Raw genomic sequence first — 20,687 nt, 5'->3', positions numbered from 1 at the left:
TTCTTGATCGAGGTAATCGGTTGGCTATTTCAGATTTATTCTTACATGATCATTGCATATGTCCTGATGTCCTGGCTTCCTAATGCAAGAGAAAGTGTAATCGGTGATTTACTTGCCAAGTTTGTGGAGCCGTATTTGTCTCCTTTTCGCAGATTTATACCACCAATCTTCGGAATGATTGATATTTCACCCATCGTTGCACTGATTGCTCTGCGTTTTGCGTCGTACGGTTTGATGTCTTTAATTAGCAATTTCGTCTAGGAGGACTTATGCGAACCGAGATTTATGAGCATTTTCACCCGGATGAACGGGATTATGTAGATCGCGCTTCCGAATGGATCAGTCATGCGGGGGCTTATCATGAGCAGAAGCTGACTGATTTTTTGGACCCGCGTCAACTGTACATATTGGAGACGCTTGCCTCGAAGGAAGACAAGGTCACGATTAGGGTAGATGGCGGTTATGAGGCATCGGAACGAAAGCGGGCGCTAATAGCGCCCGATTATTCGTATGTGGACGGAGAGAATATGGGTATTCAGGTTCTTTCCGTCACGTCCGATGATCATAAAATTAGCACGCTGGAGCACGGGGATTATCTGGGTGCAATATTAGGACTTGGAATCAAGCGTGGAAAAATAGGGGATATTCATGTGCTGGACGATGGGTGCCATGTATTGGTGGCTTCTGAGATCAGCGATTTTATTACGATGCATTTACAGCAGGTTCACCGTGTTCATGTGTGGACAGAACTGTTGTCTCCAGAAAATCTGCGGACGAAGGATGTTGCATTGGAGCCGCTGGACTTGTCGGTGGCTTCTTTGCGTCTGGATGGCATTGCCAGTGATGTGTACAAGCTGAGCCGCAGCAAGATTTTAGCTCCGATCCGGGCCGGACGGTGCCGGGTGAATTGGAAGGTGGAGGAGAATCCATCCACTTCACTTAAAGCGGGCGATGTTATTTCCATGCAGGGATTTGGGCGTTTCAAAGTGCTGGAAACAGATGGAATGACAAAAAAAGGACGATTCCGTGTCAAAATTGGTAAGTTTATATAGCTGGTGGCAGGATTCACGAGCTTTCTGTCGAAAGAATTAAGCTATAGTGGAGAACTGGAACGATTTTTCTCTGTACAGCATTCACAAAACGGGGTATGATGACCGATAGATGATAGTGAGCGTCGTGACGCGGAAAATGTTTTTTTGTCAATCTTATAGGAGGTGGACGGCATGCCATTAACGCCATTGGATATACATAACAAGGAATTTGCCCGCCGGCTTCGCGGTTATGACGAAGATCAGGTCAATGAATTTTTGGATCAGGTGATCAAGGATTACGAGGGCGTTATCCGTGAAAATAAAGAACTGAGTACACAGCTGTTGAATGTTCAGGAGAAGCTTGATCATTTTTCGACCATTGAGGATACGCTGAGCAAGACGATTATTGTGGCGCAAGAAGCGGCTGATGAAGTCCGTAACAACGCCAAGAAAGAATCGCAGCTCATCGTGAAGGAAGCGGAAAAGAATGCGGACCGCATTGTGAATGAAGCGTTATCTAAATCCCGCAAAATTGCGTTGGAGGTCGAGGAACTAAAGAAGCAGGCTTCGATTTACCGGGCACGTTTTCGTACACTGGTGGAGGCGCAGCTTGACTTGTTAAGTCAGGACGGATGGGAAGCGCTTGAAAATCGTGAACGCGAAGTGCTGGAGCGCGAGCGTGAAATGAAAGAAATTTATTAATCGTCATTTCTGACAGCGATGATCTGGTCCCGTCAGGGTTGACTTTTATCTTCAAAGAGGCTATAACTGTAAATACTATACTGAATATCACGTTATCCGTTATAGATAATGGGTTGTTATTCAGGGCAGCGAAGCTGCTGATTTAATATCCCGATGAATTTAACATTTGTAATTCGTTGATGGGAACGAGTACGTCATGATTTTGTCCCTCAGAGAGTTGGCCTTTTTCCGGTGCAAGCCAACGTTCAGAACATGACCGAAGATCATCCCTGAGAAGTGAGCTGAAGCGCTTGAGTTTTATCCGGCGTGTGTAAGCTATCACCGTGTGCCATACGTTACAATGGCGCCCTGCTGTAGTTGAGTAGGGCTCGGAGAGTCGTGAAGGGATCAGTCTTTTTAGAATGGTCTGTTTACGAAATCAGGGTGGTAACGCGAGCACAGTCTCGTCCCTTTACAGGGACGGGGCTTTTTTGTTGCTTTTTTTCAGAGAATGCTACAGAAACTGATGAACAGAGAGGAAGAGTGACATTATGAACAGAGTAGATGTCAAAGAAAAGGCACGGTCCCGCGACCTGCGCATCCTGAGCAAATGGAAGCAGGAGGACACGTTCCGCAAAACGATCACGCATCGTGAGGGTAAGCCAAACTTTGTATTTTATGAAGGCCCGCCAACAGCTAATGGTAAACCGCATATCGGTCACATGCTGGGCCGTGTAATTAAGGATTTTGTCGGCCGTTACCAGACGATGAAGGGGTATCGTGTCGTACGTAAGGCGGGTTGGGATACCCATGGCCTGCCGGTAGAATTAGGTGTACAGAAGCAACTGGGCATTTCCCATAAGCCTGAAATTGAGGAATACGGCGTTGAAAAGTTTATCAAAAAATGTAAAGCCAGCGTGTTTGAGTATGAGCAGCAATGGCGTGATCTGACCGAAGCGATCGGCTACTGGACAGACCTCGATCATCCATACATCACGCTGGATAATAATTATATCGAGAGTGTGTGGAACATTCTGGCGACGATTCACGAAAAGGATCTGCTGTATCGCGGTCATCGCGTAAGTCCGTATTGTCCGGATTGTCAGACAACGCTGAGTTCCCATGAAGTGGCACAGGGCTACAAAGACGTGAAAGACCTGAGTGCCACGGCCAAATTTAAGCTGCATAGCAGTGGTGAATATGTACTGGCCTGGACGACAACACCTTGGACCTTGCCGAGTCACGTGGCACTGGCTGTCAATCCTGACCTGGAGTACGCTCGTGTGAAACAGGAAGACGGTGTATACATCGTTGCCAAAAATCTCGTCGAAGATGTGATTAAAGGCGATCATGAAGTGATTGGCACGCTGCCGGGTTCGGAACTGGTAGGTCAAACGTATACTCCGCCATTTACGTATTTCCAAGTCGAGAAGGGCAATCAGATTCTGGGTGCGAAGTTCGTAACGGACTCCAGCGGTACAGGTATCGTTCATATGGCTCCGGCGCATGGCGAGGATGATTACCGGGTATGCCGTGAAAATGGCGTTGGATTCATCAATGTGGTGGATCTCCAAGGTAACTATGTAGACGAAATCACTGATTTTGCAGGCCGTTTTGTGAAGGACTGTGATGTGGATATTGTTAAAATGCTGTCGGAAAAAGGTTTGTTGTACAGCAAAGAAAAATACGAGCATAGTTATCCGTTCTGCTGGCGCTGTGATACTCCGCTATTGTACTACGCCATGGACAGCTGGTTTATCAAAACAACCGCCATCAAGGATCAACTGATTGCCAACAATAACGAAGTTGAATGGTATCCGGGTCATATACGCGAAGGACGCTTCGGCAAGTTTTTGGAGGAATTGGTGGACTGGAACATCAGCCGTGATCGCTATTGGGGCACACCGCTGAATATCTGGGTTTGTGAGGAAACCGGAGAGCAGTTCGCTCCGCATAGTATTGCTGAACTACGGGAACGTGCGATTGGTGTACCAGCCGACATTGAGCTGCACAAGCCATATGTGGATGAAATTAAGGTTCGCAGTACATGCGGCAAATACGAAATGACCCGTACACCGGAAGTGATCGACGTATGGTTCGACAGCGGCTCCATGCCGTTTGCCCAACATCATTATCCGTTTGAAAATAATGAAACATTCGAGCAGCAATTCCCGGCAGACATGATCTGTGAAGGTATTGACCAGACTCGTGGCTGGTTCTACAGCTTGTTTGCTGTTTCTACCATGCTGACAGGCAAAGCCCCTTATAAAGCAGTTATGGCGACAGGCCACGTACTGGATGAGCAGGGACAGAAAATGTCCAAATCCAAGGGGAATGTGATTGATCCGTGGGAAGTGATTGACGAGTACGGTACAGATGCTTTTCGTTGGGCTTTGTTGTCCGATAGTGCACCGTGGAATAGCAAACGTTTTTCCAAAGGCATTGTTGGCGAAGCCAAATCGAAGCTGGTAGATACGCTCGTAAATACACACGCTTTCCTGACCTTGTATGCGGATATCGATGGTTTTGATCCGGCGCAGCATCCGTTCAAGCCATCGGCACACAAGCTGGATCGCTGGATTTTGTCCCGTCTCAACAGCTTGATTCTGGTGGTGGACAAAGCACTGGCTGTGAACGATTTCCTGAACTCGTCCAAAGCGATTGAGTCGTTCGTGGATGAACTGAGCAATTGGTATATCCGCCGTTCGCGTGATCGGTTCTGGGGCAATGGCCTTACAGAAGATAAATTGGATGCGTACCGCACACTGACTGAGGTGTTATTGACGACAGCGAAGCTGCTTGCGCCGTTCACACCGATGCTGGCTGAGGATATTTACCTGAACCTGAGCAACGGGGAAAGCGTTCATCTGGATGATTATCCAACTGCCAATGAAGACCTGATTGATCTGGAGTTGGAACGTGACATGGAGACGGCTCGCCGCGTAGTAGAACTGGCGCGCAATGTCCGCAACGAAACGGGGCTGAAAACGCGTCAGCCATTGTCCGAATTGATTTTGTCCATGGATCAGGAATTTAATCTGAGTGGTTATGTGGAAATCATCAAGGATGAGATCAATGTGAAACATATTCATGTTGAAACGGACGATAGCGGCTTTGTAGACTTCACGCTGAAGCTCAATTTGAAGGTAGCGGGCAAGAAATACGGCAAAAATGTCGGCTTTCTGCAAAACTTTTTTAAAGGAATGTCTGCTGAAGACACCCGTTCGATTGTGGAAAAAGGAGTGCTGAACGTGGTTTCTCCAGAAGGGGAAGAGTTGCAGCTTACAGCAGAGGAATTGCTGGTGGAGAAAAAAGCGAAGGAAGGCTTTGCTTCCGCTTCCGGCTATGGTTTAACCGTAGCATTGAACACGGACATTACGCCTGAGCTGGAGCAAGAGGGTTGGGTACGTGAGGTAGTTCGTGCGGTGCAGGATTACCGTAAGAAGCTGGATCTGCCGATTGAAAAGTATGTGGCACTTACGCTGGATGTTGATAGTGAGCTGCGTCAGGCGATCGAAAACTTCGATTCGGTGTTGCGTGAGAACGTATTGGTAACGACAGTGACATTTGGTCAAGCCGAGCCTGTGGAACGCGTAGAAGTGAACGGTAAAACTATCGGTGTGCATATTGGGGAATAATTACAAGACCCTTGTCCCATAATACAATAACAGGCAGCATATAAAAACGAGCCTAAGCATTGGAACGGATGGATGATCTCCGTTACATGCTTCGGCTCGTTTGCTGCGTTCAGGGCAGCATGGGGAAAAGGGGGATTGTGCATGACCGCACGATCAAGGCGCAGACAGGGCAGAAGCCGCCAAGGCATGAACGGAGGAAGTAGGGGGAGCGTAGCCACAGACCAAGGTACAGCAGGTGATCAGGCTGACCAGCTAAACCGTGTAGAAAAGCTGGTGCGTTCCGTGTCGCAGCAGTTGGAGCGCAGCCGCATTGCTGATTATGCCCTGTTGCTCAACAAGCCTTGGCGATTACTATGGCTAAACTTAATATCAGGTCTGTCCCGGGGGCTCGGGATCGCGCTTGGATTTACTTTTTTCGCGGCGACCATTATCTATGTGTTGCAAGTGTTGGGAGCGCTGAATTTGCCGATCATCGGTGATTATATTGCTGATATTGTACGGATTGTGCAACGACAACTGCAGCTAAACACCTACTAGTTACTTGTTTACCTATTAGGATTTGGTTAACTATTCGTCTTCGTGCGTATCCGGCTCTAGCAGACCTTCGCCCTCACCATCATCCAGATAACGCTGATAAATGGAGCTGCGGACAACCGATACATTTTTTCCATATATGTCTGTGGCTACAAAGCTTTCGTAAGGCTCTACAAAGCCCATATTATCATCGTTGGCCTCAATTTCCATATCGTCGTAGCTATGAATTTCTCCACTTTCAGCCATGGCTGGTGTATTCGATGTACCCCAGCTTTCAACGATTTGCCAGGCGTCCTCGCCGTCAAAGCCGTTTTGATCTTCACGCTCATCCAGACTTGTTCTGCCGAATGCGGGAGCCAGGAATTCCTCTTCCACCGGGCGTCGGTTGGAAACTTCAGTTTCAGGGCTGTATTCTTTGCAGTAAATGGTATAGGGAACAGCTAACAGACGCTCATAAGGAATTGGTTTGCCGCTGGCTGCACAAATGCCATAGGTTCCCTTATCCATTGCCATTAAGGCTGATTCGATGCGTTCTAATTGAAATTCGTCGTGCTCCAATAGGGAAATGTCCTTGGCTCGCTCATACGTTTCGGTAGCCAAATCACCCGGATGATTATCAATAGGGGAAAGCTCGCCGGTCTGATCGCGTTGGGAATCGCCGAGTCCATAATGATCGTTGTCCTGCAAACGATGCTCAATTTCTTTTTTACGTTCCAGCAGTTCGTTACGCAATCCCTGCAATTGTTGCTCCGTCAATGGGGACATGGAATCCTCTCCTTATTCTAGGTTTAACCTGCGCGTGTGCTGTGTCGGTTATGCTCCTTGTAGTTTGCACCGGGAAGACCTCTTTTACATAGGAAATTCTGATCAAATTCGCTGGAGTTGATTTCATTCGTAATCTAGGCCCAATAGCTTGGGGGATTCGTGGACGATCTGAGAAGGCTTATGCTACAATAAATGGGTTCGACAACGGATATAAGCAGATCGGAGTGACGAAGGACTGTGATTTATTTTGGTATTGCGCTAATTATTTTTTTGATTGATCAGGGAGTCAAATATTTGGTGGCTACGCGCATGGAATTGTACGAGCAAATACCCGTCATCGGCAATTTCTTTCTAATCACGTCCCATCGTAACCGGGGAGCCGCTTTTGGGATTTTGGAAGGCCAGCGTTGGCTGTTTATCGTGATTACGATTGTGGTGGTGACCGGTATCATATGGTACATGCGGAAAACGGTAAAGGCCGGGCAGAAATTGCTTCCAGTTGCATTAAGTTTGGTGCTTGGAGGCGCGGTTGGTAACTTCCTGGATCGGGCTATTTCAGGGGAAGTGGTTGATTTTGCTCAATTCAATTTTGGAAACTATACGTTTCCGATTTTTAATGTGGCAGATTCGGCGATTGTCATTGGTGTAGCACTGATTATTTTGGATACATTATTGGAATCGCGTCGGAACAAAGGTAATGGCAGTGATAGCATTGAAGGGAAGTCATAGCATGAAAGAAGTAAACGAAAACGGCGAAGCCACAGGTTTGTCTTATGAGGACGAACTGGAGGGTGAATCTCTGGAATGGACAGCGGAATCCGGGGATGCCAAAACACGTATAGACAAATATATCGCCGAACAAATGAAGGATGTGTCCCGTTCCCAGATTCAATTGTGGATCGGGAACAGTCGAGTGCTGGTGAATGGGACAGCGATCAAAGCGAATTACAAGCTGGCTGAAGGTGATCGAATTTCATTATCCGTACCTGAGCCGGAGAGTGTAGATATTGTACCGGAAAATATTCCGCTGGATGTTGTTTATGAGGATTCGGACGTCATTGTCATTAACAAGCAACGTGGTCTGGTTGTACATCCTGCGCCGGGACACTCTTCGGGAACACTGGTCAACGCGCTCATGTACCACTGTCATGATCTTTCCGGAATTAACGGAGAATTGCGTCCAGGTATCGTCCATCGTATTGATAAGGATACATCAGGACTGCTGATGGCGGCCAAAAATGATCAGGCTCACGCCTCGCTCGCAGCGCAGCTCAAGGACCACAGCGTCACTCGCAAATATATAGCGCTGGTTCACGGCCATCTAAGTCATGATCAGGGGACGGTAGATGCTCCCATCGGGCGTGATTCGGGGGATCGCAAATTGTTCACCGTGACAGAGCGTAACAGCAAGCATGCAGTTACCCATTTTCTCGTGATTGAGCGTTTGGGGGATTATACCTTGCTGGAACTTCAATTGGAAACAGGGCGCACGCATCAAATCCGTGTGCATATGAAATTTATTGGGCACCCGTTGGTCGGTGATCCGATGTATGGACGTAGCAAAGGGGTCCGTATGGACGGTCAGGCACTGCATGCTGCAGTATTGGGCTTTAAGCATCCCACCACTGGAGAGTATATGGAGTTCAGCAAACCGATTCCTCCCGATATGGAAGATGTACTGGCATCCTTACGCAGTCGGTAATCCATGACGAATTGCATTCGTATTCACAAACCTGAATAATGATTAAGCATAACCGCCTGATTGGCGGTTATTTTTGTTATTAGGCTGGGATATGTAAAAACAACTATGGATAATTATACAGCAAAGTTGTATAATTATTTAAGTGCTTCCGGTGGCTCCGGTTGAACAGGTGTTGACACGTGGTTTTCAATCTGTCATACTTCTTGTAGTTGCGATGAACTTTGTCCAAAAGATGGCTTGCCATCTTGTACTATGAGAAGCTGGATAAAGGAAATCCTGAATAGCACCTTTAAATCAGTCCCGTGAGGCTGGCAAGGTAACGTGAATGGATCACTGATCAGTGCATCCGCTGCGGCGGCATGTCTTCAGTGTATCCGAGAGATCGGAGAACGGTGGAAGACTGTTCATACGAGACTCCTTGCCAAACTTGGGCAAGGAGTCTTTTTTGTATCCGAACACGGGACCAGGTCTGAAGGGAACATAACCTGAGGAGGCTGGAAGCATGAGTAATGAAACACATGTACTGATGGATGAAATTGCGATTCGCCGGGCTTTGACACGGATTGCACATGAAATTTTGGAAAAAAACAAAGGCATTGACAATTGTGTGCTGGTAGGCATTCGAACGCGAGGGGTTCATCTGGCGCAGCGTCTCGCTGCAAAAATCGCTGAAATTGAGGGCGCTCCGATTCCATGGGGGGAGCTTGATGTCACAGCTTACCGTGATGACCGGGGGAACAATGCCGAAGCCAAGGGAAATGGAAAAGAGCTTTTGATGAATCCCGCTGACGTATCGGTTCATGATAAGAAAGTCATTCTCTTCGACGATGTGCTGTACACAGGCCGTACCATTCGCGCGGCGATGGACGCATTGATGCACTGCGGAAGACCGCAAATGATCCAGTTGGCGGTGCTGGCAGATCGCGGACACCGTGAGCTTCCGATTCGTCCAGATTACATCGGCAAAAACATCCCGACCTCCAAATCCGAGGAAATCGTAGTTGCGCTTCAGGAGACGGACGGTAAGGACGAAGTGACGATCAATCAGAACCGGGGGGAACAGGCATGATTACAACAACCAGTCAACTTAGAGAACGTAGCCTGCTCGGATTAAAAGAACTTAGCCGAAATGAAATCGAGTCCATTCTGGATCGCGCTCATTATTGGGAATCACAGCCGGAAAAGCTGGTTCCAGTGCTACAATCACGCTTTGCGGCTAACATGTTTTTTGAAAACAGCACCCGCACCCGCTTTTCTTTTGAAATGGCGGAAAAACGCTTAGGCGCTCAGGTTTTGAACTTTTCCGCTGCGGCCTCCAGTGTGGAAAAAGGGGAATCCATATACGACACGGTGCGCACGCTTGAATCCATGGGTATCGACGCAGGAGTCATTCGGCTGAAGCCAGCCGGAGTGCTGCAAGAGCTTGCTGAAAAGGTCAGTGTTCCACTGGTGAACGCCGGCGATGGCAACAACGAGCATCCAACGCAGGCGTTGCTGGATCTGTACACGATGCGCAAGACTTTCGGCGAGCTAAAAGGCTTGCGAGTATCCATCATTGGAGACATTCTGCACAGCCGTGTGGCTCGATCGAATCTGTGGGCCTTGCAAAAATTTGGAGCCCAGGTTAGCTTCTGCGCGCCGGACAATATGCAGGCATCTGATCTTGCGGCGCACGCGCCTTATGTACCGATGCAAGAGGCATTGCAGGCAGACGTAGTTATGATGCTTCGGGTACAGCTGGAACGGCACGCCGAAGGGATGCTGCGCTCAGCAGATGAGTATCGCGAGCAGTACGGCTTGACAGAGCAAAGAGCAGCCAACCTTAAACCCGGAACGATCATTATGCATCCGGCTCCAGTGAACCGGAATGTGGAAATCGACAGTGCAGTCGTGGAAAGCGAGCAATCACGGATTTTCCCGCAGATGGCAAACGGGGTTCCAATCCGCATGGCGGTTATGGAACGGGCAATGAAGCTGTAGAAGCTGTCAGCAGGATCACGGAATTAGCGTGGGTAACGGTTAAAGCAAAGCATAACAAGCAGCGGCTAAAGTTGCAGAAAACCTGAGCGGAGGAACTTTTTACATGAACCAATTAATTATGAACGCAAGCGTATTGAACGAACAGGGCGAAGCTGAACTGAAATCTATTCTGATCGCGGACGGAAAAATCCTAGCAATCGTAAATGCGGACGCTGGAGTTAGTCTCCTCGTGGACGAAGGGACATCCGAGCAGGAGAGCCAAGTCGAAAAAATCGATGCCCAAGGCAAGCTGGTGATTCCCGGTTTGATCGACATGCATGTGCATCTGAGAGAACCTGGCTTTGAATATAAAGAAACGATTGAAACGGGCAGCCGTGCGGCGGTGAAAGGTGGATTTACGACGATTGCCTGCATGCCGAACACACGCCCGGTGACAGACAATGCGGATACGGTTCAACTGGTACTGAAAAAGGGGCAGGACGCCGGGCTTGCCAAGGTACTTCCTTACGCAGCCATTACGAAAAACGAGCTGGGACGGGAACTGACGGACTTTGAAGCGCTCAAAGCAGCAGGCGCAATCGGCTTTACTGACGACGGTGTCGGAGTGCAAAGCGCGCAAATGATGAAGGACGCCATGGCGCGGGCCAAAGCACTGGATATGCCGGTTATTGCTCACTGCGAAGATAACACGCTTGTTGAAGGAGCGGCGGTGACAGAAGGCGAATTTGCCAAGCGTCACGGACTTAAAGGCATTCCGAACGAATCCGAAGCGATTCACGTCGGACGGGACATTTTACTATCTGAGGCAACCGGGGCACACTATCATGTATGCCATGTTAGCACAGAGCAGTCAGTGCGGTTGATTCGCCACGCAAAATCTTTTGGCATCAAGGTAACGGCTGAGGTATGTCCACACCATCTGGTATTGTCGGATGAAGACATTCCGGGGCTGGATGCGAATTGGAAAATGAATCCTCCGCTGCGCTCCCCGCGTGATGTGCAGGCCTGCATCGAGGGACTGGAGGACGGTACGATCGACATCATCGTAACCGACCATGCGGCACACAGCGAAGAAGAGAAGGCAAAAGGCTTGGAACTGGCACCTTTCGGTATCGTTGGCTTTGAAACAGCTTTCCCGCTGCTATACACGAAATTTGTAGCTACCGGACAGTGGACGCTCGACTTTCTGGTGCGGCGCATGACGGCTGACCCGGCACGTGTCTTCCGCCTCGACACAGGGCGTCTAGAAGAAGGAGCACCTGCGGACCTGACCATGATTGATTTGGAGCAGGAGCAGGCAGTTGACCCGCAAGCATTTGCCAGCAAAGGACGCAACACCCCTTTTACAGGCTGGAAGCTCAAAGGCTGGCCCGTAAAAACCTGGGTAGACGGCAAACTGGTTTGGTCGGCTGACCAAGCAAACTAAACATACAAATCATTTTAAAAATAGAACCTTATAGCAGGAAAACATACAGAGGAGTGAGACGGGATGCAGGCAAGATTGTTGCTTCAGGACGGCACGCTGTTTACAGGCACAGCATTTGGTGCGGACGGTGAAAAAACAGGCGAGGTCGTTTTCAACACAGGGATTACAGGCTACCAGGAGGTACTGACCGATCCCTCTTATTGCGGACAAATCGTAACAATGACTTACCCGCTGATTGGCAATTACGGAATTACTCGGGATGACTTCGAGTCGGTGCGGCCTTATGTGCATGGCTTTGCCGTTCGACGTTACGAGCCGGTGCCAAGCAACTGGCGTGCCCAATACAGCGTGGACGATTTGCTGAAGGAATATGGCATCATTGGCATTAGCGACATCGACACCCGCATGCTTACCCGGATTATTCGCCATCACGGCACGATGAAGGGCATTTTGACGACGGGCACTCAGCCTGTGGAAGAACTGAAAGAAATGATGGCTGACCTGACGATTGAAGAACTGCGTAATCAGGTTCCATTGACCTCCACGCCTCATCCGTATAGCAGCCCTGGCAACGGGGAGCGGATCGTACTGATTGACTACGGCGCTAAGAGCGGTATCTTGCGTGAACTGAATAAAAGGGATTGCGACGTAGTAGTGGTTCCGCATGATACAACGGCAGAGGAAATTCGTCGCTTGGACCCGGACGGAATTCAGTTGTCCAACGGCCCTGGAGATCCCAAAGACGTACCGCATGCCGTAAGCACGGTGGCTGAGCTGCTAGGGGAATATCCGATCTTCGGAATTTGCTTGGGACACCAGTTGTTTGCCTTAGCTTCGGGAGCGGATACGGAGAAACTGAAATTCGGTCATCGTGGCGGTAACCATCCTGTGAAGGAACTGGAGAGCGGACGCTGCTTCATCACTTCACAAAATCACGGCTACACCGTGAATGAGGGTTCGATCGAAGGAACCGAGCTTGAAGTGACGCATATTAATAACAACGATAAAACGATTGAAGGTCTTAAGCATACCAAGTATCCCGCGTTTTCGGTGCAATATCATCCGGAGGCTGCGCCTGGACCTTACGATAACGGCTACTTGTTTGACCGCTTTCTGGACATGATCCGTGAGCACAAAAGAAATCATCCAAAGCAACCGCGTCAGGCTGCTATCGCCGCCGCAGTGAGAGGAGAGCGCTAATATGCCGAAAAATACAGAACTTAAAAAAATACTCGTAATTGGTTCCGGCCCTATCGTGATTGGCCAGGCTGCGGAATTCGACTACGCTGGTACACAAGCTTGTCAAGCGCTCAAAGAAGAAGGCGTCGAGGTAGTGCTGATCAACAGTAATCCGGCAACCATCATGACAGACACGAACATGGCGGACAAAGTATACATCGAGCCGATTACACTTGATTTTGTAACACAAATTATCCGTCAAGAGCGTCCGGATGGCCTGCTTCCTACACTGGGAGGACAGACAGGATTGAATATGGCGGTGGAGCTGGCTCGTGCCGGAGTGCTGGAGCGTGAAAACGTCAAGCTGCTGGGAACACAGCTGACTTCGATTGAAAAAGCCGAAGACCGTGACTTGTTCCGCGATTTGATGCGTGAGCTGGAACAGCCTGTACCTGAGAGCGTTATTGTTACAACGCTAGAGGAATCGCTGGATTTTGCTAACGAAATCGGTTATCCGATCATCGTTCGCCCGGCTTATACGCTGGGTGGAACAGGCGGCGGGATCTGTGCGAACGAAGAAGAACTGCGTGAGACGGTAAGCTCTGGTTTGCGTTACAGTCCAATTGGACAATGTCTGGTGGAAAAAAGCATCGCAGGCATGAAGGAAGTCGAGTATGAGGTCATGCGTGACGGCAATGATAACTGTATCGTTGTCTGCAACATGGAAAACTTTGATCCAGTCGGCGTACATACTGGCGACAGTATCGTTGTAGCGCCGAGTCAGACGCTGTCAGATCGAGAGTACCAGATGCTGCGCTCTGCTTCCCTGAAAATTATCCGCGCCCTCAACATTGAAGGCGGGTGTAATGTGCAGTTTGCGCTTGATCCACACAGCTATCAATACTATGTCATTGAAGTAAATCCGCGGGTGAGTCGTTCCTCGGCGCTGGCTTCCAAGGCGACTGGATATCCAATCGCCAAAATGGCTGCCAAAATCGCGCTGGGCTACACGCTGGATGAAATCGTGAACCCGGTAACGGGGCAAACATATGCTTGCTTTGAGCCGACACTGGATTATATTGTGAGCAAAATACCGCGCTGGCCGTTCGACAAATTCATTTCTGCCAACCGCAAGCTAGGCACGCAAATGAAAGCAACTGGCGAAGTGATGGCTATCGGTCGCACGTTCGAAGAGTCCATCCATAAAGCGGTACGGTCGCTGGAAATCGGTGTACACCGTCTGCATCTTAAGGGAGCCGATCAACTGTCGGATGAGGTGCTCACGGAGCGCCTGATTAAAGCGGATGATGAGCGCTTGTTCCTGGTAGCTGAAGCATTCCGTCGCGGCTGGGAGCAGCAGGAAATTCAGGATTTAACGAAAATTGACTGGTGGTTCCTCGACAAGGTAGAGGGCATTGTCAAGTTCGAAGCCAAAATGGCTGAAGAATCCGAACTGACCTACGAAACACTCTATCAGGCCAAACGTAATGGCTTTACGGACCGCTCCATCGCCGAGGTTCGCAGTCTGGGCCAACTGGGTGGCAGCATGACAACCGAGCGCGAGGTACGTGAGTTCCGCCTGAGTCACAACCTGCGTCCTGTCTATAAAATGGTAGATACATGCGCAGCCGAGTTTGAAGCTACAACGCCGTACTACTATTCCTCTTATGAGGTGGAAAACGAAGTGATTCCATCCAATAAAGAGAAAGTCATCGTACTTGGCTCCGGGCCGATTCGGATCGGGCAAGGGATTGAATTTGATTACTCCACCGTACATGCGGTATGGGCCATTCAAAAAGCGGGCTACGAAGCAGTGATCATCAATAACAATCCTGAAACGGTATCTACGGACTTTAACACATCTGACCGTCTCTACTTTGAGCCGCTCTTCTTCGAGGATGTCATGAACGTCATCGAGCAGGAAAAACCGATTGGCGTTATCGTCCAGTTCGGCGGTCAAACAGCCATTAATCTCGCAGCTCCGCTTAGTGCGGCAGGCGTGAACATTTTGGGTACGAGTCTGGAAAGTATCGACGAAGCGGAAGATCGGAAAAAGTTCGAGCGGCTGCTGTCACGTCTCGCTATTGCACAGCCTAAGGGCAACACGGTCATCTCGGTTGATGAAGCGGTAGGAACTGCTCAAGCGCTGGGCTATCCGGTGCTGGTGCGTCCATCCTACGTCCTCGGCGGACGTGCTATGGAGATTGTTTACTCCGATGCGGAATTGCTGCGCTACATGGAAGAAGCTGTTAAAATCAACCCTGAGCATCCCGTACTGATCGACCGTTATATGCTGGGCAAAGAAGTTGAGGTTGACGCCATCTGTGATGGCGAAACGGTATTGGTGCCGGGCATTATGGAGCATGTGGAACGGGCAGGGGTTCACTCAGGTGACTCTATCGCGGTGTATCCGCCGCAGCACTTGTCCGACGAGTTGAAGCAAAAAATTGTGGAAATCACGATCAGCATCGCTAAGGAATTGAAAACGATTGGTCTGGTAAACATCCAGTTCGTCATTCATCAAGATGAGGTGTATGTGATCGAGGTCAACCCGCGTTCTTCGCGGACGGTTCCTTTCCTGAGCAAAGTCACGAATATTCCGATGGCGAATCTGGCGACACAGGCCATTTTGGGCGGCAAACTCAAGGATGCGGGCTATACAGAAGGGCTATGGCCTGAAAGTAATTATGTCTCGGTCAAGGTTCCGGTATTCTCTTTTGCCAAGCTGCGCCGTGTAGAGCCGACCCTGGGGCCGGAAATGAAATCGACGGGTGAAGTGATGGGACGCGACATTCAGTACGCCAAAGCGCTGTACAAAGGACTCGTGGGTGCTGGTATGAAAATCCCATCTACCGGAGCGATCATCATCACGGTGGCGGATAAGGACAAAGAAGAAGCAGTGGAACTGATGCAGGGCTTTTACAGACTGGGCTACAAAATTATTGCAACAGGTGGAACGGCGGCTGCGCTGGAGCAGGCTAACATTCCAGTGAAGACGATCAACAAGCTGAGCGAGGGTACCCCGAACATTCTGGATATGATCCGTACGGGTGAAGCCAACTTTGTCTTCAATACGCTGACCAAGGGGAAAACGCCAGAGCGTGATGGATTCCGTATCCGCCGTGAAGCGGTTGAGAACGGCATCGTCTGCATGACCTCGCTGGATACTGTACGCGCTTTGCTGAGAATGCTGGAGACGATTAACTTTACATCCGAATCCATGCCGGTTCTGAGCCACTAACGCGATACGAATAGAGGATGAAAAATAAGTAGTACAGGAAAGGACATTCATCAGCTTCGGCTGACGGATGTCCTTTATCACGGGCAAATGTACCCGAATTGACGTGAAAAGGGGATGCAGGACGATGAACGAAGCATTTCAGCAGATGGCAGGACGGTTGATGGTCGCGTTAGATTACCCGGATGCGCAGCAGGCAGAGCGGCTTATTCAACAACTGGAGGGTATTCCCTGTTATATAAAAGTAGGCATGCAGCTGTTTTATAGCGCAGGGCCCGCCTTTGTTGAGCAGCTAAAGGCGAGAGGATACTCCGTATTTCTGGATTTGAAAATGCATGATATCCCCAACACCGTACGGGGAGGTGCGGAGAGCATCACCCGCCTGGGTGTGGATATGTTCAACGTACACGCTGCCGGAGGAAGAAATATGATGGCAGCCGCTAAGGCCGGGGCCGAAGCAGCAGTTTCCGCAGACAGCTCGCTTGCCATGCCGCTCATTATTGCTGTTACACAGCTAACCAGTACGGATCAGATAACTATGAACCAGGAGATAGGTATTCCTGGTACGGTACAGGATGCGGTCGTTCGATACGCACAACTGACCCGTGAGGCAGGATTGGACGGAGTAGTGGCATCCCCGTTGGAAGTGCCTGCAATCCGCGCTGTATGCGGGGCGGACTTCAAGACGATTACCCCTGGCATACGTCCGGCAGGCAGCGCTACAGGCGACCAGTCACGTGTAGTGACACCTGGACAGGCCATCGCCCAGGGTAGCAGCTACATCGTCGTTGGACGCCCCATCACGGCTGCAGCAGACCCGCGTGCCGCAGCGGAACACATTATTGAGGAGATGAACCAAGTATGACTACATTAAATAATATCCCCGAGCAAATTGCATCCCATCTGTTACGTATCCAGGCGGTAGCGCTGCGTCCACAGCAGCCTTTTACATGGACATCCGGCATTAAATCGCCTATTTACTGTGACAATCGCCTGACCATGTCCTACCCGGAGGTGCGCGAGCTGATTGCTGATTCGTTCGCTGCTGTGATCCGTGAGCAATACCCTGAAACCGAAGTCATAGCAGGCACGGCTACAGCGGGGATTCCTCATGCTGCCTGGGTGGCGCAAAAGCTAAATCTGCCGATGGCGTATGTAAGGGACAAAGCTAAAGGACACGGCAAAGAGAACCAGATCGAAGGTCGGATTAGTGAGGGACAGAAGGTTATTGTTATCGAGGATCTCATCTCTACTGGCGGCAGCTCCATCAAAGCAGCGCAGGCCATAGAGCAAGCAGGCGCCCAGCCGTTAGCTGTACTCGCTATTTTCAGCTACCAGCTTGATAAAGCGACTCAAGCCTTTGCAGAAGCAGGTGTGAAGCTGCAAAGCTTGTCCAATTACACGGCTCTGATGGACGTTGCCTTGCGTGAGGGAACGATTCAGGAGGGAGAGCTGGAGCTGCTGCGTTCGTGGCGTCAGGACCCGGCCTCCTTTGGCAAATAAGGCTTAGCATACGGGGCCATTTATTAAAGCGACTCGTACTCGTTGCAGATTGTTATATGCAGGCCGTGTAATTCGAATTCGATCCGGTTACACTAACTCCTACCATCATGTGAAAAGAGGGAGTTCGGATGTATTGGATTTACTATGGCAGACTGTACACGACCAAATTTCAGGCAGGATGTCTGGCAAAAAGGCTGGAGCACGACGGCTGGATGTACGGCTACAACGATCCTCGCGCAGTGGAGGTGTACCGCTCGCGTAAAGGACGTTACGGCGTCCGGTTTATTCCCTAGATTCATAAAAAAAAATTAAAAAGAAAAATTTTCTCTAAACTATTGACGAAACACAAGAAAATGTTGTATATTAATTAACGCCGCTGTTTTATGTAAATGTAGCGTGAATATACATATTTTTTTGAGGGCCCTTAGCTCAGTTGGTTAGAGCGGTCGGCTCATAACCGATTGGTCGGGGGTTCGAGTCCCTCAGGGCCCATTTCCTCAAAACCCCTTCCATAGTAAGGGGTTTTTGTTGTTTATACCTTCTTTCGCTGAGGAGATAGGACACTATCTATAAGCTCATTTACAACGACGAAAATTCTTCGCCTTAAAACTAAGCCTGTGATGATCGTTAAGCTAAGAAACAAGAGAACCTCTATGTATGGAGGTTCTCTGTTTTATTCTTTGAATAAGAAGTTTATAAAGCTCCACTAATAACGAGGTCTGCTCTTTTAAAGGGTTTATGAGCTTCTACATAAATGTCTTCTGAAATCATCCAATTATCCTCCCACATCCCACGAGCACACTCTCCGTCTCTTTCAAGACCTCTTGAAAGCCTAATTTCTCGTGGACAATCAACCCAAATTTTGAAGTCATATTTATCCTCCAGTTCCTTTCGAATGGAATACACTCCTTCGATTATGACAATGCCACCAACAGGAACAGTATGCCATTCCGCAAGCTTATCCGTCTCCCAATCATACCGTTGATAATGCCCATCCTTTTCATTTCTTATGGGCTCCAGTATCTGATTTAAAAGACGTTTCCAATCAAAATCAGCACCGATAGGTTTTTTTGAGGGATGTGTATTTAAAATGTTAGAGGAGGAGAGATAGAAGTCATCCTTATGAACAATAGTTGAGTTAGATAGTTCTTCTTTTAACTTGTAAGCGAATGTACTTTTACCAGAACCACCACAACCATCTATCCCAATCAGCAAAGTAGATTTTTTTTAGATTTTTCGTTAATAGCATTTACGAAGTTTTGAAAAGAGTTGAATTGTCCCTTTATTATTTTAAAATCTCTCATAAATAACCACCCTTTTTAACCAACAATTCTGCTCTTGCACTATCTTGATTCGTTCCTTCCAAGTGCATAAACTGCTTTAAGGCATGTAATTCCGCACATTGGCTAATGGCTTCAGCGACCAGCTTGGCAATCTGCCGTGCTCCTTCCTCAGAGAAATGAGTATTATCCGTTACGCCAGCCGGGTAATTCGGATGTGCTTTTTCAGGCAAGTGCATAAATAGCTGCTGGGACCCTTCTTCTCCAAGGTTATGATAAAGCTGCTGAGAGGCTTCAAAAATATCAAGCAGTGGTGTCCGGGTTTCCTCGGCTACTCGTCTCATGGCTGCGGGATAAGCTCCCACTGCATGCGGATCAGGTTCTCCATCTGCGGTAAAGCGGCGGCGGCTTACAGAGGTCAACAGCACTGGAATTCCACCACGCTTCCGAGCAGACTCGATACATTGAATTAGATTTTGACGGTAGTCCCCGTCAGGATCGGTATAGCGGGTGGGATCTTCTTTCTTCTCATCGTTGTGTCCAAATTGAATAAACAGATAATCGCCGGCTCGAAAATCCTTTTCAATATGAGACAATCGACCTTCCGCTATAAAAGATTTAGTGCTTCGTCCATTAACCGCACGATTGTTCACTTGAACAGACGGGTCAAAATAACTCTGCAAGTGTTCGCCCCAGCCTGTCATCGGTTTTTCGGTAGCTCCTTTTTGGGCAGCGGTGGAATCACCAGCGATAAACAGCCTGGATGTTATCTGTTGGCCTTCTGTAACATAGCTATGTTTTTGAAGCCATTTTTCCGCAAGAGAGAGCCATTGTTGGCACTCAGGGTTATCTTCAGCGAGTCCCAAGCCGTGTCGCCCTTCCTCAAATACATGCAACTCAAATGGAATGCCTTCTCTGGATAATGCGGAAGCCAGTAACAGGCTGTTTTCGACCGGAACAGTGGCATCATTGGCCGTTGTCCAAATAAAAGTTGGAGGGGTCTGTGAAGTCACTTGTTGATCGGATGAAAAGGCGTGAAGCTGCTCCTGTGTTGGCTGTTCACCTAAAAAATGAGTGCGGCTTCCAATATGTGTATAAGCATCATGAAACGTAATCACGGGGTAGCCCAACAGCAGAAGATCGGGTTTTTCCGCCCCTCTGGTGGCGACGATGGAGGCCAAGTGCCCGCCTGCTGAAAATCCAACCAGACCGACTTGCTCCGGAATCACTTTCCAGTCTTTGGACGTTTGTCGAATCCACCTCAGGGCATGTTCCACATCATCCAACAAGGAATCGACCTCAAAGTCTCCGACTTGATAATGCAGCACACCTGCATGAATACCTAAATCATTTAACCATCGAGCTATGGGTTCCCCCTCATGTGAAGCCAAATGCTCGTAGCCACCGCCGGGCAGTACCAATATAAAAGGGAGAGCTTCATGGGCCACTGCTGGATAGAGGGAGAGAAAGGAAGTGTCTGCTGTAAATTCTTTTTTTACAATCTGTTCTTTATGACTAACAACGTGTAACATAAGGTACCTCCAAATTCCTTTTTTAAATTCTGCAAGCTAATCCAGATGAACATAAAACGGGATGGGACGGATGTAATGGTATTTAACATTTCTGCTTAAAGAGTGGGCTTAAGCCCATGTTTGTTTTTTAAATAAATGCACACGTGAAAAAAATGATTTAAACCTTGTTATGAAAGCGCTATAATTTGATGTGATGCA

At 48.9% G+C, this 20,687-nt stretch carries 18 protein-coding genes, 1 tRNA gene and 1 other annotated feature; of the genes, 16 read left to right on the top strand and 3 right to left on the bottom strand.

Annotated elements, in window-relative coordinates; translation table 11 throughout:
* The first annotated feature begins 3 nt into the window (after positions 1–3).
* From NST83_RS15860 to NST83_RS15840, 5 genes are all read left to right on the top strand, one after another.
* Positions 4–261, top strand: coding sequence for a YggT family protein (locus NST83_RS15860; RefSeq protein WP_014282426.1), 258 nt, complete (start codon positions 4–6; stop codon positions 259–261).
* An 8-nt stretch (positions 262–269) separates the two neighbouring features.
* Entirely contained in the window at positions 270–1,052 is a 783-nt protein-coding gene (locus NST83_RS15855; RefSeq protein ID WP_342414874.1) for a YlmH/Sll1252 family protein, read from the top strand.
* Positions 1,053–1,223: 171 nt separating this feature from the next.
* The gene (locus NST83_RS15850) at positions 1,224–1,733 is read left to right on the top strand and encodes a DivIVA domain-containing protein (protein ID WP_014282424.1); all 510 of its coding nucleotides are present in this window, start codon (positions 1,224–1,226) and stop codon (positions 1,731–1,733) included.
* A 167-nt stretch (positions 1,734–1,900) separates the two neighbouring features.
* Positions 1,901–2,187: a binding site (T-box leader), on the top strand.
* 76 nt (positions 2,188–2,263) lie between these two features.
* Entirely contained in the window at positions 2,264–5,350 is a 3,087-nt protein-coding gene (ileS, locus tag NST83_RS15845; protein WP_342414873.1) for an isoleucine--tRNA ligase, read from the top strand.
* Positions 5,351–5,536: 186 nt separating this feature from the next.
* A complete protein-coding gene (locus tag NST83_RS15840) occupies positions 5,537–5,887 on the top strand; it encodes a DUF5665 domain-containing protein (RefSeq protein ID WP_342417970.1) in 351 nt (116 codons plus the stop codon).
* A gap of 30 nt (positions 5,888–5,917) precedes the next feature.
* Here NST83_RS15840 and NST83_RS15835 read toward each other — a convergent pair whose 3' ends face one another.
* Positions 5,918–6,649 carry a TraR/DksA C4-type zinc finger protein gene (locus NST83_RS15835; RefSeq protein WP_137063760.1) on the bottom strand — a complete coding sequence of 244 codons (732 nt, stop codon included), beginning with the start codon at positions 6,647–6,649 and terminating at the stop codon, positions 5,918–5,920.
* Positions 6,650–6,886: 237 nt separating this feature from the next.
* Here NST83_RS15835 and lspA point away from each other — a divergent pair, with 237 nt between their 5' ends.
* The 11 genes from lspA to NST83_RS15780 all read left to right on the top strand — a co-directional run bounded on the left by lspA (position 6,887) and on the right by NST83_RS15780 (position 18,169).
* On the top strand, positions 6,887–7,378 hold the full coding sequence (lspA, locus tag NST83_RS15830; RefSeq protein ID WP_342414872.1) for a signal peptidase II: 492 nt from the start codon (positions 6,887–6,889) through the stop codon (positions 7,376–7,378).
* Between the two features lies 1 nt (position 7,379).
* Positions 7,380–8,351, top strand: a complete 972-nt coding sequence (locus NST83_RS15825) for an RluA family pseudouridine synthase (protein WP_342414871.1) — start codon at positions 7,380–7,382, stop codon at positions 8,349–8,351.
* A 502-nt stretch (positions 8,352–8,853) separates the two neighbouring features.
* Complete coding sequence (gene pyrR / locus NST83_RS15820) at positions 8,854–9,420, top strand: bifunctional pyr operon transcriptional regulator/uracil phosphoribosyltransferase PyrR (protein WP_137063758.1); 567 nt, start codon at positions 8,854–8,856, stop codon at positions 9,418–9,420.
* The gene (locus NST83_RS15815) at positions 9,417–10,331 is read left to right on the top strand and encodes an aspartate carbamoyltransferase catalytic subunit (RefSeq protein WP_025684627.1); all 915 of its coding nucleotides are present in this window, start codon (positions 9,417–9,419) and stop codon (positions 10,329–10,331) included. The genes pyrR and NST83_RS15815 overlap by 4 nt, the downstream gene beginning before the upstream one ends.
* 103 nt (positions 10,332–10,434) lie before the next feature.
* The gene (locus NST83_RS15810; RefSeq protein ID WP_342414870.1) at positions 10,435–11,757 is read left to right on the top strand and encodes a dihydroorotase; all 1,323 of its coding nucleotides are present in this window, start codon (positions 10,435–10,437) and stop codon (positions 11,755–11,757) included.
* Between the two features lie 63 nt (positions 11,758–11,820).
* Positions 11,821–12,957 (top strand): carbamoyl phosphate synthase small subunit, encoded by a 1,137-nt coding sequence (locus NST83_RS15805; RefSeq protein WP_342414869.1) that lies wholly within the window; start codon positions 11,821–11,823, stop codon positions 12,955–12,957.
* 1 nt (position 12,958) lies between these two features.
* A complete protein-coding gene (gene carB, locus NST83_RS15800) occupies positions 12,959–16,177 on the top strand; it encodes a carbamoyl-phosphate synthase large subunit (RefSeq protein WP_137063754.1) in 3,219 nt (1,072 codons plus the stop codon).
* Positions 16,178–16,301: 124 nt separating this feature from the next.
* Entirely contained in the window at positions 16,302–17,039 is a 738-nt protein-coding gene (pyrF, locus tag NST83_RS15795) for an orotidine-5'-phosphate decarboxylase (protein ID WP_342414868.1), read from the top strand.
* Positions 17,036–17,677, top strand: a complete 642-nt coding sequence (pyrE, locus tag NST83_RS15790) for an orotate phosphoribosyltransferase (protein ID WP_342414867.1) — start codon at positions 17,036–17,038, stop codon at positions 17,675–17,677. The genes pyrF and pyrE overlap by 4 nt, the downstream gene beginning before the upstream one ends.
* A 128-nt stretch (positions 17,678–17,805) precedes the next feature.
* Entirely contained in the window at positions 17,806–17,970 is a 165-nt protein-coding gene (locus NST83_RS15785) for a hypothetical protein (protein ID WP_014282411.1), read from the top strand.
* A gap of 125 nt (positions 17,971–18,095) precedes the next feature.
* Positions 18,096–18,169, top strand: a tRNA-Ile gene (locus NST83_RS15780).
* A 201-nt stretch (positions 18,170–18,370) separates the two neighbouring features.
* Here NST83_RS15780 and NST83_RS15775 read toward each other — a convergent pair.
* Complete coding sequence (locus NST83_RS15775) at positions 18,371–18,892, bottom strand: AAA family ATPase (RefSeq protein WP_342414866.1); 522 nt, start codon at positions 18,890–18,892, stop codon at positions 18,371–18,373.
* A gap of 85 nt (positions 18,893–18,977) precedes the next feature.
* A complete protein-coding gene (locus tag NST83_RS15770) occupies positions 18,978–20,489 on the bottom strand; it encodes a GDSL-type esterase/lipase family protein (RefSeq protein WP_342414865.1) in 1,512 nt (503 codons plus the stop codon).
* Positions 20,490–20,687 lie beyond the last annotated feature (198 nt).

The sequence above is a fragment of the Paenibacillus sp. FSL R10-2782 genome, assembly GCF_038592985.1.
Lineage (GTDB): Bacteria > Bacillota > Bacilli > Paenibacillales > Paenibacillaceae > Paenibacillus > Paenibacillus terrae_C.
Note: the sequence above shows the minus strand (reverse complement) of the source record. Positions and strands in the feature narration are given on the sequence as shown.

Bases quoted from the DNA above. Each gene is read 5' to 3' on its own strand.
- pyrF (WP_342414868.1), top strand. From the start codon at position 16,302: ATGAACGAAGCATTTCAGCAGATGGCAGGACGGTTGATGGTCGCGTTA.
- NST83_RS15805 (WP_342414869.1), top strand. From the start codon at position 11,821: ATGCAGGCAAGATTGTTGCTTCAGGACGGCACGCTGTTTACAGGCACA.
- NST83_RS15825 (WP_342414871.1), top strand. From the start codon at position 7,380: ATGAAAGAAGTAAACGAAAACGGCGAAGCCACAGGTTTGTCTTATGAG.
- NST83_RS15855 (WP_342414874.1), top strand. From the start codon at position 270: ATGCGAACCGAGATTTATGAGCATTTTCACCCGGATGAACGGGATTAT.
- NST83_RS15840 (WP_342417970.1), top strand. From the start codon at position 5,537: ATGAACGGAGGAAGTAGGGGGAGCGTAGCCACAGACCAAGGTACAGCA.
- pyrR (WP_137063758.1), top strand. From the start codon at position 8,854: ATGAGTAATGAAACACATGTACTGATGGATGAAATTGCGATTCGCCGG.
- NST83_RS15770 (WP_342414865.1), bottom strand. From the start codon at position 20,489: ATGTTACACGTTGTTAGTCATAAAGAACAGATTGTAAAAAAAGAATTT.
- NST83_RS15815 (WP_025684627.1), top strand. From the start codon at position 9,417: ATGATTACAACAACCAGTCAACTTAGAGAACGTAGCCTGCTCGGATTA.
- NST83_RS15850 (WP_014282424.1), top strand. From the start codon at position 1,224: ATGCCATTAACGCCATTGGATATACATAACAAGGAATTTGCCCGCCGG.
- pyrE (WP_342414867.1), top strand. From the start codon at position 17,036: ATGACTACATTAAATAATATCCCCGAGCAAATTGCATCCCATCTGTTA.
- NST83_RS15810 (WP_342414870.1), top strand. From the start codon at position 10,435: ATGAACCAATTAATTATGAACGCAAGCGTATTGAACGAACAGGGCGAA.
- carB (WP_137063754.1), top strand. From the start codon at position 12,959: ATGCCGAAAAATACAGAACTTAAAAAAATACTCGTAATTGGTTCCGGC.
- NST83_RS15785 (WP_014282411.1), top strand. From the start codon at position 17,806: ATGTATTGGATTTACTATGGCAGACTGTACACGACCAAATTTCAGGCA.
- NST83_RS15835 (WP_137063760.1), bottom strand. From the start codon at position 6,649: ATGTCCCCATTGACGGAGCAACAATTGCAGGGATTGCGTAACGAACTG.
- ileS (WP_342414873.1), top strand. From the start codon at position 2,264: ATGAACAGAGTAGATGTCAAAGAAAAGGCACGGTCCCGCGACCTGCGC.